Source organism: Daejeonella sp., assembly GCF_030684675.1.
Taxonomy (GTDB): Bacteria; Bacteroidota; Bacteroidia; order Sphingobacteriales; family Sphingobacteriaceae; genus Daejeonella.
Window position 1 is genome coordinate 1 of sequence record NZ_JAUXXZ010000084.1, and the last position, 12,275, is coordinate 12,275.

Here is a 12,275-nt window from a genome sequence, read left to right on the forward strand (position 1 = left end):
CCACCGCTCCTAATACCTCCAAAACCCTCAAACAACAGCCCACATCTCCTTCGTTGCGGGTTGCAAAGGTATACATTTCAACCTTACTACACAATACTTAAGACGAATTAAATCGTAGAACGTAGGTAAGTCGCTGGTAACAAGCCCGAAAAAATTAAGGATGATAGTATCTCTTATCTTTCAGCTCAGGCAATACGGTACCAAAACAGCCGACTAGTAGTATATTACATCGAAATACAGGCGTTTTAAGTTCTGATTCCTGCCACTGAACCCACATCAATACACAATAACCCAATACAGTATGCTCCAAACGGTACTGAACTGGTCTGCAACTGGTCTGCAACCGGTCCGGAACCATTGAACAAGTGGCAACTGAGCGGTGTGCAAGTGGTGTGAGTGGTGAATGAGTGGTGAAAATGATAATTCAGGAAATAACTTTCAGGAATCAATCTTTGCTGCTATAGATTTAAAAGCATATAACCTGACCAAAATAAACGGGGGCGGCAGCAGTAGCTTTTGCGGCCATAAAACCCCATGCCGAATGTGAACGTCTTTCGCAAAACTACTGCAGAGCACCCGACTACCCGAGCCGAAAAACCACAGGCTCTGCTTTCAAAAAAATAATAACATCCGTAATCCTTGTTCTTAGCTTTAACATGAAAAACCTGGGCTAAACAATAATAGTAACATGGCATATTAAATTTGCTAGCTCTCTATTTAAGCAACAACAATGATGACGAACGTTTCCGCACCTTTATTAAGCGCGCCTGGGCATACCCGGCATTTAAATGCAGCCCCTATAAATCTCCCTCATCGAATAGCAGACTATTACCTTATGCTACTGCATGTGATATATTTGTTAAAGAATGTTAAACATCCATCTATATATATACAAAGGGATATTTTCGCGTATATATTAACGAGTGTCAATTAATAATTGAAATTTTACTGATTTACCTTATCTTTGCAGAATGTTTAAAAATAAGCTTAACATATCCCTAAGCATATTACTGGTTATAATAATTGCGTTTGCAGGCTGCAAAAGCAAATTTGAAAAATTACGTGCAAGCAATGATACCGCTAAAAAGTATCGGGAAGCTGTGCGTCTTTATGAAAAAAAGGACTATAATAAAGCTCTCAGTCTATTTGATGATCTTGTTACCAAATATCGCGGGACAGCAGAAGCTGAGGATCTTTCCTATTATTTTGCATACACGCATTATAAATTAAGGGATTATACTACCGCCAGATATCATTTTAAAACATTTGCCGATACCTATGCCTCCAGTGCAAAAGCTGAAGAATGCCGCTTTATGGCTGCCTATTGCTTTTACCTCGAATCTCCAACATTTTCACTGGATCAGGAAAATACGGTTAAAGCAATTGAGGCCTTACAATTATTCATAAACTTATATCCTAAAAGTGAGCGTGTTGCCGAAGCAAGTAAATTGATCAGCAATCTGCGTGATAAACTCGAAACTAAGTCCTACGCTAATGCTAAGCTATTCCTGGATATTGGAGATTATAAATCGGCAGTAATTGCTTTCAGAAATTCAGCACGCGAATTTCCCGACACAAAATATGCCGAAGAAATGGAATTCCTAACCATAAGGGCTCAGGCATTATATGCTAAAGCAAGTTTTGAAATCAAACAGGAAGAGCGTTACAATGAGGCCATTCAATTATATAACGAATTTGTACAAAATTATCCTTCAAGTAAATACCTGAAAGAAGCGGAAGACATAAAGAAAAGCAGCGAAAAAGCTATTATTGATGTAAGAAAACTGATTGCTCTGCAAACAGCAGAAATGAAAGCACAGGAAGAAAAAATCAAAGCTGCAGAAGAAAGTAAAAAAGAAGACACTAAAAACAAGTAAAATGAGTATTACTAAACCCGTTATTCCTAACAGTACAGTAACACGTGATGTTCGTGAACTGGATAAAACAACAGACAATATCTATGAGTCGATTGTAATTATCAGTAAGCGTGCTAACCAGATTGCGAATAACCTGAAAGAAGAACTTCATGGTAAACTGGCAGAATTTGCATCCTCTAATGACAATTTAGAAGAGGTATTTGAAAACCGTGAGCAAATTGAAATATCTAAACATTATGAGCGCATGCCTAAACCATCGCTTATTGCTGTGGATGAGTTTTTACACGACAAGGTTTATTACCGCAATCCTTCTAAAGAGCAAAACTAATGAAGCAAGGGAGCATAGTACTTTCATGTGCTATGCACCATGCATGCTTTAAGATGGGTAGATCTTTGCCCTATGCTTACTAACAAAAACATTCTCCTAGGCGTTTGTGGCAGCATTGCCAGCTATAAATCGGCATCTCTGGTACGTTTACTGGTTAAGGCCGGTGCAAATGTGAGGATTGTCATGACTAAGGATGCCTGCAACTTCATCACACCACTAACCCTCTCTACCCTATCCAAAAATCCAGTACTTAGCAATTATTCCAATCCTGAAACCGGAAGCTGGAATAATCATGTAGAACTGGGATTGTGGGGCGATCTGATGATCATAGCCCCTGCAAGTGCCAATACTCTGGCTAAATTCGCTAATGGATTATGTGACAATCTGATTACAGCGGTTTATCTTTCAGCTAAATGCCCGGTTTACTTTGCTCCGGCAATGGATCTGGATATGTGGAAACATCCCGCAACACAAAAGAACATTTCTTCACTGATCAGTTTTGGGAACACAATGATCCAGCCAGGCTATGGTGAATTAGCCAGCGGGTTAACAGGAGAAGGGCGGATGGCAGAGCCTGAAGCTATTTTAGAATTCCTGAGTGATGAACTAAAAAAAAAACTTCCATTAAAAGGTAAGAAGGCTCTTGTAACTGCAGGACCAACCTATGAAGCAATCGACCCTGTCAGATTCATTGGCAACCATTCCTCAGGAAAAATGGGATTTGCGATTGCTGAAGAACTAGCTGCTTTAGGCGCCTCCGTTGTCCTGGTTACCGGACCAACATCGCTCAAACTTAGCAATCAGGGAATTAAGAGAATCGACGTTACCTCTGCCGAGGAAATGCTTGAAGCAGCCCTGAACAATTTTACAGGAACAGATATTTCCATATTAAGTGCGGCTGTCGCAGATTACCGGCCTAAGGACATCTCTCTCACCAAAATCAAAAAGGATAGTTCAGAGTTCATAATCGACATGATCAAGACCCCTGATATTTTGGCATCATTAGGAAAAGAAAAACAACCCGGGCAAATACTTGTCGGCTTTGCCCTTGAAACCAATAATGAGGAAGAAAATGCAATTAAGAAACTTGAAAAGAAAAATCTGGACTTCATTGTATTGAATTCACTAAGAGATGAGGGGGCAGGATTTAAGAATGATAGTAACAAGATTACAATCATTGACCGAAAACTCAATAAAGAAACATTTGAATTGAAACCGAAGACTGAAGTTGCAACAGATATCTGTAAAAAAGTATTAGATTTATTAGGATGAAATACCTGATCTTTTTTTGTTTTCTGATCATTTCCCATACAGTTCATTCTCAGGATTTGAATGCGCGTGTACAGATTCTGACACCACAACTGGCCAATTCAAATAAACGGGTCCTCGATATTCTCGAAACAAGTATCAAAGATTTCCTAAATAACAAGCGATGGTCTGCAGATGCGCTTCAGCCTCAGGAAAGAATAGATTGCAATTTTGTAATTACTATCACCGACTGGGATGGTTCCAGCAATTTCAAAGCAGAAGCCCAGATTCAATCGAACAGGCCGGTATTTAATAGCTCTTACAGCAGTACCCTTTTGAATATAAGTGACAGGGATTTTGGCTTTACCTATTCTGAAGGTCAGCCACTCGATTTTTCTGAACAAAACTATATCAATAACTTAAGTTCATTACTTGCGTTTTATGCCTACATCATTACCGGGATGGATTATGATAGCTTTTCCAAATTCGGAGGGAGCCCCTATTTCGAGAAAGCTCAAACGGTATTGAACAATGCTCAAACCGCTCCAAATACCGGATGGAAAGCTATTGAAAACCTGAAAAACCGATTCTGGCTTGTAGAGAACCTAACTAATAAGTCGTATAACCCGATTCGTGAAAGCCTTTACATTTACCACAGAGAAGGTTTGGATGTAATGGCAGAAAGCCAATCCAAAGGGAGAAAAGCGGTACTTTCTGTCATTCCACAGCTTCAGAAAATTGACAGACAGAAACAAGGCACCATTTTAAATCAGATCTTTTTTACAGCCAAAGCGGATGAGATAATTAACATTCTTAGTGCCGCCGAACCTCAGGAAAAGATGAAAGCTTATAGTGCTTTATCGGTGATTGATCCTTCAAACAGTTTAAAGTATGAGATCCTCAAAAAGCCATAACATGCGAATCATGAATGCCGGTACAATTAATCAAATTAATAATTTAGCTCAAATTTTTACGAATACATGCTCAAGCGACTGGCAATTAGAAATTATGCCTTAATTGATAACCTGGATATTTCATTCTCAAATGAACTGAATATCATGACCGGTGAGACCGGAGCGGGGAAATCAATCATCCTTGGAGCACTATCCTTAATATTAGGTCAGCGTGCTGAAGGGAAGTACTTTTTTAACCAGCAGAAAAAATGTGTGATCGAAGGAACCTTTGAAGTAAATGGTTTTCAGCTTGAAGATTTCTTTAGCGAAAACGATCTTGACTATGACCGTGAAACGGTTTTGAGAAGGGAAATCTCCTCCGATGGAAAAACGAGGGCCTTTATCAATGATACTCCAGTCAATCTGACTCTCCTGAAAAAACTTGGGGAGAAGCTAATCGATGTTCATTCGCAGCATGCCACACTCGAAATTAACGATGAAGAATTTCAGTTACTGGTTATTGATACAGTAGCAGGGAATGAAGACCTACTCTCGGACTACAGAAAAACATACAAATCTTATAGAAATGCTCAATCCCGCCTAAAGGAATTGATTAGCCATAGTGAGCAAAACAAAGCAGATCTCGATTATTTCCAGTTTCAGTTTGACGAACTCGAAAAAGCAGGTTTAAGTGCAGGTGAGCAGGAAGAACTCGAACAGGAACAGAGCGAATTGACTCATGCTGAAGAGATTAAAAGAAGTTTACTTATTTCAATTGGCCTATTGAGCGAAAATGAGCCCTCAGTTGCTGTCCAAATTAAGGAGGCATTAGTCAGTTTAGCCAATGCAGAAAAGTTTAAACCTGAAATAGGCAAAATCACTGAAAGACTAAACAGCACCCTGATAGAAATAAAAGACCTCATTTCTGAGTTAGAAGACCTTGAACAAAGGAGTCTGATTAATGAATCAAGGCTAGAAGAAGTAAATGAGCGATTGGATTTACTTTACTCCCTGCAGAAGAAACATCGTGTAAACTCTGATACCGAATTAATCAGCGTCCGGGATCAGTTTTCAATAAAGATCAGCAGCATTTTATTCGCTGATGAAGATATTGAGAAATTAAAAACTGAGAGCGATAAGCTGCACCAGGAAATGACAGATCTGGCAAATCAAATCAGTAAACGCCGAAATGATTCTATCCCAAAGGTAGAAACACAGGTAATGAATACATTATCAGAAATTGGCATGCCAAATGCTGTTCTGCAAATATTAAATGAAAGCCTGCCGGATGGCAAATTCGACACAAACGGAAATAATCAAATCAGGTTTCTTTTCAGTGCAAATAAAGGACAGAGTCCATTACCAATGAATAAGGTTGCTTCCGGAGGTGAACTTTCACGCTTGATGCTTGCCATTAAATCTTTGGTTGCGATGCATACCTCACTTCCAACCATAATATTTGATGAAATCGACACCGGAATTTCGGGAGAGGTGGCATTGAAAGTTGGGAATATTATGGAGAAATTATCAAAAAATATGCAGGTTATCGCTATAACCCATCTGCCACAGATTGCCAGCAAAGGAAACACTCATTTCTGTGTTTATAAGGATGAAGAAAGCGATATTACGCATACCAACATCCGGGAACTGGATAAAGAAGAACGGGTGATGGAACTTGCAAAAATGCTCAGCGGCAATAATCCGGGAGAATCTGCAATACAAAATGCAAGAGAATTACTCTTAAATTTTTAAAGAGTTTAAGAATTAGAGATTAATAATAACTTTACCTTTTTATTTACGTCAAAAACCAAAATCAATCATATGTATAACTTACTGAAAGGTAAAAGAGGAATCATTTCAGGTGCTTTGGATCAAAATTCAATTGCCTGGAAAGTCGCAGAGAAAGCTCATGAAGAAGGTGCTGTATTTGTTCTTACCAATGCACCAATAGCCATGCGGATGGGTGAAATTAACTCATTGGCCGAAGCCACCGGATCCCAAATTATACCAGCTGATGCTACAAGCGTAGAAGACCTGACCAATCTGTTTACTCAATCTCAGGAAATTCTGGGAGGAAAAATCGATTTTGTTCTTCACTCGATTGGCATGAGTGTTAACATACGCAAGAAGATTCCTTATCCTGAACTTAACTACGAATACTTTCAAAAAGGAATAGATGTTTCTGCCCTATCCTTACATAAAATGTTAAGTGTAGCCAAGAAACTGGATGCAATAAACGAATGGGGAAGCGTGGTTGCACTGACTTATATGGCAGCGCAGCGCACCTACCCTTTCTATACTGACATGGCTGATATCAAGGCAATGCTTGAATCGATTGCCAGAAGTTTTGGTTATCACTACGGACTGGATAAGAAAGTTCGTATCAACACCGTTTCACAGTCTCCAACAAAAACTACTGCAGGTACCGGAATCAAGGGTTTTGGTAGTTTCTACGATTATGCCGATGCAATTGCACCACTTGGAAATGCTGATGCAGAATCCTGTGCAGATTATTGTATCACCTTATTCTCTGACCTTACCCGCATGGTGACTATGCAAAACCTATTTCACGACGGCGGATATTCTTCTACCGGAGTAAGTGATGATGTGATGTACCGTTTAGGGGTTGAGAATGGTGAGGGTTAATAATTGAAGTAGGGAAGAAGAACTTACTGATTGTGGTATAAATTGAGGAGTTATATATTATTTGAGATTGAATAATTAATTTCTATCCTTAATTTAAGAATATTCTGGACGTTGCCCGCTTGGGCGGGCCGGGCTCTACGTTACAATCTTTTTCTGCTTCGCATAAAAAGGATTTTCACTCCGATCCCTAACGCTCTAAACGCCGTACACATTTACAAAAAAGACCCTTTCTGGAATTCCAGTGAGGGTCTTTTTGTGTTCTGAAATATGATCTTTTTCAATTCTCCACTCTCCACTCTCCACTCTCCCTTCTCAACTCTATTAGATTGACTCGATTAGCACAATCTTCACCTTTACCGATCCTGGTGGGGTGACTGTTCCAATTCCATCAGAACTCTGTATCTCTAAAGCAATCTGTCCCGAACGGGTTAAATAACTATAGGAAACACCATTGTAAACCTGAGGGATCTGCTCATAAGTCCCATTATCAAAGGAAATATAAACCAGAACTGCCCCATAATCGTTGAAATTGTTATCGATCTCAGGCATATTGATTGAAGCGGTATAACTACGGCCTCCATCAAGCTTAATCCAGTTCCCCGGGTTAAGAGTTGCAAAAATGGTGCGGTTAGGGACAATATATTCCTTTTTGCATCCTGCACCTAATAACATAATACTCATGGCAAAAAGAAAGACTGACTTTTTCATAATACTCAATACAGGAAAGGCCTGTATAATGATGACGAAAAAAAAGGGCTGACAGTTGCATCTGTCAGCCCTTTTTAAAGAATTAAAATAGCTTATTCCTCTTTCTTTTCTTCTTTCTTTCTTTTCACAGTCTTGGCTTTAGAGACAATCCGAATTTCTTCTTTTTCCTTATCGTAATCTACCTCCATTGTATCTCCCTCGGCCAACTCCCCTTTCAGAATTTCTTCAGCAATCGGATCTTCAAGATGTTTCTGGATCGCACGCTTCAAAGGACGTGCCCCAAAGTTTGAATCATAACCCTTTTCGGCGATGAAATCTTTGGCGGCCTCAGTAAGTTTAATTTCATACCCTAATCCTTGTATACGATCGAAAAGGGCTTTTAACTCAATATCAATGATTTTGAAGATATCTTCCTTAGTCAGTGAATTAAACACAACAACATCATCCACACGATTCAGGAACTCAGGAGCGAAGGCACGTTTCAATGCATTTTCTATAACTCCTCTCGAGTAAGTATCGGCCTGTGACGACTTTGCCACAGTACTGAAACCAACACCCTGTCCGAAATCCTTTAATTGTCTGGCTCCGATATTCGAAGTCATAATGATGATCGTATTCCTGAAATCCACTTTACGGCCCAGACTATCCGTAAGCTGACCCTCATCAAGTACCTGTAAAAGTATATTAAACACATCCGGGTGAGCCTTTTCAATCTCATCCAGAAGAATAACAGCATATGGTTTTCTTCTGACTTTTTCTGTCAGTTGTCCGCCTTCTTCATAACCCACATATCCCGGAGGCGCTCCAACTAAACGTGAGACCGCAAATTTCTCCATGTATTCACTCATGTCAACCTGAATCAATGCATCCTCAGTATCAAACATGAAACGGGCAAGTTCTTTGGCCAATTCTGTCTTTCCAACACCGGTCGGGCCCAGGAATATAAACGAGCCAATTGGTTTCTTAGGATCTTTCAATCCGGCACGTGTACGCTGAATTGCTTTCGTTAATTTTTTAACCGCATCTTCCTGACCAATCACTCTCGTATTAATTGCATCAAACATTCCCAGCAATTTGATGCTGTCGGTCTGACCAACCCTTTGAACAGGGATACCGGTCATCATGGATACTACTTCGGCAACATTATCTTCGGTTACGGTATAGCGCTTAGTCTTGGTTTCTGCTTCCCACTCACTTTTTGCTTTTTCAAGCTCTTCGAGCAGGTTTTTCTCCGTATCACGAAGTTTAGCAGCTTCCTCATATTTCTGACTGCGAACAACCTTATTCTTTTCAATTTTGATCTCCTCTATCTTCTGCTCCACATCAATTATGTTTTGCGGCACATGGATATTGGTCAGGTGAACACGTGATCCTGATTCATCTAGGGCATCAATAGCCTTATCCGGCAGGAATCGGTCAGTGATATATCGGGTTGTTAAACTAACACAAGCATTGATAGCTTCATCAGTATAGGTTACACCGTGATGCTCTTCATATTTTTCTTTAATGCGGTTCAGGATCTCAATAGTCTCAACCGGAGTTGCCGGCTCAACCATTACCTTCTGGAAACGACGGTCTAAAGCACCATCCTTTTCAATATACTGACGGTACTCATCGAGAGTTGTAGCACCAATACATTGAATTTCACCTCTTGCTAAAGCAGGTTTGAACATATTGGAAGCATCCAGCGAACCTGATGCACCACCGGCTCCAACAATAGTATGGATTTCATCGATGAACAGAATGACATCAGGAGATTTCTCCAGTTCATTCATCACTGCTTTCATCCTTTCTTCGAACTGACCACGATACTTGGTACCAGCAACTAAAGAAGCAAGATCCAGAGTAACTACCCTTTTATTAAATAATACACGGGATACTTTACGCTGAACAATTCGTAATGCAAGTCCTTCGGCAATTGCAGATTTACCCACACCCGGTTCACCAATCAGTATCGGATTATTCTTTTTACGACGGGATAAAATCTGGGATACCCGTTCAATTTCCTTTTCGCGACCAACAATAGGATCCAGTTTGCCATCCTCAGCAGCACGAGTCAGATCCCGGCCAAAATTATCCAGAACCGGAGTTTTGGATTTGATGTCAGAAACCTTTTTGGGTTGGCTAAAACTTTCCTCTTCCCTGAAATCATCATCACCGGCAGGTGAACCCGGAGCTTCATCACGGAAGCCTTCCTTATTATTCTCTACTTCAGCTTTAAATATATCGTAGTTCACATTATACTGTTGCAATATCTGAGAAGCAATATTATCCTCATCCCTCAAAATCGATAAGAGCAAATGTTCCGTACCGATAATATCACTTTTGAATATTTTAGCCTCTAAGTAAGTGATTTTCAGAACTTTCTCTGCCTGCTTTGTTAAAGGAATATTTCCAAGATTAACAGTCGTACTGGATGTACCCTTCACAGAATCCTCCACAGATTTGCGCAAACGGGCGGTATCAACTCCTAAACCTTTTAAAATTTTTATTGCCATCCCATCTCCTTCCCGGATAAGTCCCAGCAATAAATGCTCTGTGCCAATATAATCATGGCCCAGACGCAGAGCTTCTTCTCTGCTATATGATATCACGTCTTTGACGCGTGGAGAAAATTTCGCTTCCATTAGTATACCTTTCTGTATTTTAATGCCCTAAGCTATTAATAAAATGAATTAATAGACCTCTGGCTATTGTAACAAGTTATCAACAATTACGCCATTTCGGTTAAAAAGGTTTTACGATATGAAGACATAATAAAGTTGACATGTCTCTGACTAAAATCCGATATTTGAACCTCAATCAATATACGAATGTCAGACGAAAAAATAATATTTTCTATGGCCGGGGTGAATAAGATTTACCCTCCACAGAAACAGGTTCTTAAAAATATCTATCTGTCTTTTTTTTACGGAGCAAAGATTGGGGTAATCGGATTAAACGGTTCAGGTAAGTCATCTGTACTAAAGATTATTGCCGGATTAGACAAATCATACCAGGGTGAAGTTGTGTTTGCTCCGGGCTATACTGTGGGCTATCTGGCTCAGGAACCCATTTTAGACCCTCAAAAAACGGTTCGGGAAGTTGTAGAGGAGGGTGTTGCCTCAACAACCGCCATCCTCAAAGAGTATGAGGAGATAAACGAAAAATTCGGTCTTCCGGAGGTTTATGAGAATGCCGATGAGATGGATAAACTACTCGCCAGACAGGGTGAATTACAGGATCAGATTGATGCTTGTGGGGCATGGGAACTTGACAGTAAACTGGAGCGGGCGATGGATGCATTACGTTGTCCGGAGCCTGATACCAAAATTGCCATATTGTCAGGAGGTGAGCGAAGACGCATAGCATTATGTCGCTTGCTGCTTCAGGAACCCGATGTTCTCTTGCTTGACGAGCCTACCAATCACCTCGATGCTGAAAGTATCGACTGGCTGGAGCAACATTTGAAACAATATAAAGGAACTGTAATTGCAGTAACCCACGACAGGTATTTCCTGGATAATGTGGCCGGATGGATTCTTGAGCTTGACCGTGGAGAAGGTATTCCATGGAAAGGAAACTATTCATCCTGGCTGGAACAAAAATCCAAGCGTTTGGAATCTGAAGAAAAAACTGAAAGTAAACGTCAGAAAACTCTTGAAAGGGAATTGGAATGGGTACGAATGGCTCCAAAAGCCCGTCATGCGAAATCAAAGGCACGTTTATCAAATTATGAGAAACTGGCTTCTGAAGACACCAAAGAACGTGAAGATAAACTGGAGTTGTTTATCCCACCCGGACCAAGACTTGGTAACCTGGTGATCGAAGCTCAAAATGTAAGCAAAGCCTATGGTGATAAGATACTTTTTGATAACCTGAGTTTCTCATTACCTCCAGCAGGTATTGTTGGGATCATCGGACCAAACGGGGCTGGAAAAACCACTTTATTCCGCTTAATTACTGGTCAGGAACAACCGGATTCAGGATCATTTAGAGTTGGTCCAACGGTAGCTCTTGGTTATGTTGATCAGAACCATGACGATCTCAATCCTGAAAAATCAGTCTGGGAAAACATCACCGATGGCAATGAAACCATTCTGCTTGGAAACAGGCCTGTAAACTCAAGAGCATATGTCTCCAAGTTCAACTTTAACGGAGCAGATCAGCAGAAAAAAGTTGGTGTTTTATCCGGGGGTGAGAGAAACAGGGTTCACCTTGCAATTACTCTGAAGAAAAGTTCTAACGTGCTTTTGCTGGATGAGCCGACCAATGATATTGATGTAAACACATTGAGAGCACTTGAAGAAGGATTAGAGAATTTTGGTGGCTGTGCAGTGATCATTTCCCACGATCGATGGTTTCTTGACAGGGTTTGTACCCACATTCTGGCCTTTGAAGGCAATTCCCAGGTTTATTATTTCGAAGGAAACTATTCTGAATACGAAGAAAACAGAAAGAAACGTACGGGCGACATAACACCCCACCGTTTGAGATATAAAAAACTGACGGACTAAGATTATGCTCGGACTGGTTGGTGATAACCAACCATAGGGTAATTTCCTCTGGTCGGTGTTATCCTTACCATAAACCCTG

At 40.3% G+C, this 12,275-nt stretch carries 9 protein-coding genes; 7 read left to right on the forward strand and 2 right to left on the reverse strand.

Annotated elements, in window-relative coordinates:
- Positions 1-971: 971 nt before the first annotated feature.
- From Q8M41_RS18010 to Q8M41_RS18035, 6 genes are all read left to right on the forward strand, one after another.
- On the forward strand, positions 972-1,877 hold the full coding sequence (locus Q8M41_RS18010; RefSeq protein WP_305366700.1) for an outer membrane protein assembly factor BamD: 906 nt from the start codon (positions 972-974) through the stop codon (positions 1,875-1,877).
- Position 1,878: 1 nt separating this feature from the next.
- Positions 1,879-2,205, forward strand: coding sequence for a DNA-directed RNA polymerase subunit omega (locus tag Q8M41_RS18015; protein WP_305366701.1), 327 nt, complete (start codon positions 1,879-1,881; stop codon positions 2,203-2,205).
- Between the two features lie 72 nt (positions 2,206-2,277).
- Complete coding sequence (gene coaBC, locus Q8M41_RS18020) at positions 2,278-3,477, forward strand: bifunctional phosphopantothenoylcysteine decarboxylase/phosphopantothenate--cysteine ligase CoaBC (RefSeq protein ID WP_305366702.1); 1,200 nt, start codon at positions 2,278-2,280, stop codon at positions 3,475-3,477.
- Positions 3,474-4,367 carry a DUF4835 family protein gene (locus tag Q8M41_RS18025; RefSeq protein ID WP_305366703.1) on the forward strand — a complete coding sequence of 298 codons (894 nt, stop codon included), beginning with the start codon at positions 3,474-3,476 and terminating at the stop codon, positions 4,365-4,367. The genes coaBC and Q8M41_RS18025 overlap by 4 nt, the downstream gene beginning before the upstream one ends.
- A 66-nt stretch (positions 4,368-4,433) precedes the next feature.
- On the forward strand, positions 4,434-6,098 hold the full coding sequence (gene recN, locus Q8M41_RS18030) for a DNA repair protein RecN (RefSeq protein WP_305366704.1): 1,665 nt from the start codon (positions 4,434-4,436) through the stop codon (positions 6,096-6,098).
- Between the two features lie 69 nt (positions 6,099-6,167).
- A complete protein-coding gene (locus Q8M41_RS18035; RefSeq protein ID WP_305366705.1) occupies positions 6,168-6,992 on the forward strand; it encodes an enoyl-ACP reductase in 825 nt (274 codons plus the stop codon).
- A gap of 321 nt (positions 6,993-7,313) precedes the next feature.
- On the opposite strand, the gene Q8M41_RS18040 is transcribed toward Q8M41_RS18035, so the two are convergent.
- A complete protein-coding gene (locus Q8M41_RS18040; RefSeq protein WP_305366706.1) occupies positions 7,314-7,700 on the reverse strand; it encodes a hypothetical protein in 387 nt (128 codons plus the stop codon).
- Between the two features lie 92 nt (positions 7,701-7,792).
- On the reverse strand, positions 7,793-10,327 hold the full coding sequence (locus Q8M41_RS18045) for an ATP-dependent Clp protease ATP-binding subunit (protein WP_305366707.1): 2,535 nt from the start codon (positions 10,325-10,327) through the stop codon (positions 7,793-7,795).
- A gap of 186 nt (positions 10,328-10,513) precedes the next feature.
- Between Q8M41_RS18045 and ettA the strand changes: the two genes are divergently transcribed.
- Positions 10,514-12,196, forward strand: a complete 1,683-nt coding sequence (gene ettA / locus Q8M41_RS18050; RefSeq protein ID WP_305366708.1) for an energy-dependent translational throttle protein EttA — start codon at positions 10,514-10,516, stop codon at positions 12,194-12,196.
- Positions 12,197-12,275: the final 79 nt, after the last annotated feature.

Coding starts and splice junctions, on each gene's coding strand:
- Q8M41_RS18025 (WP_305366703.1), top strand. CDS start 3,474: ATGAAATACCTGATCTTTTTTTGTTTTCTGATCATTTCCCATACAGTT.
- coaBC (WP_305366702.1), top strand. CDS start 2,278: ATGCTTACTAACAAAAACATTCTCCTAGGCGTTTGTGGCAGCATTGCC.
- ettA (WP_305366708.1), top strand. CDS start 10,514: ATGTCAGACGAAAAAATAATATTTTCTATGGCCGGGGTGAATAAGATT.
- Q8M41_RS18035 (WP_305366705.1), top strand. CDS start 6,168: ATGTATAACTTACTGAAAGGTAAAAGAGGAATCATTTCAGGTGCTTTG.
- recN (WP_305366704.1), top strand. CDS start 4,434: ATGCTCAAGCGACTGGCAATTAGAAATTATGCCTTAATTGATAACCTG.
- Q8M41_RS18010 (WP_305366700.1), top strand. CDS start 972: ATGTTTAAAAATAAGCTTAACATATCCCTAAGCATATTACTGGTTATA.
- Q8M41_RS18040 (WP_305366706.1), bottom strand. CDS start 7,700: ATGAAAAAGTCAGTCTTTCTTTTTGCCATGAGTATTATGTTATTAGGT.
- Q8M41_RS18015 (WP_305366701.1), top strand. CDS start 1,879: ATGAGTATTACTAAACCCGTTATTCCTAACAGTACAGTAACACGTGAT.
- Q8M41_RS18045 (WP_305366707.1), bottom strand. CDS start 10,327: ATGGAAGCGAAATTTTCTCCACGCGTCAAAGACGTGATATCATATAGC.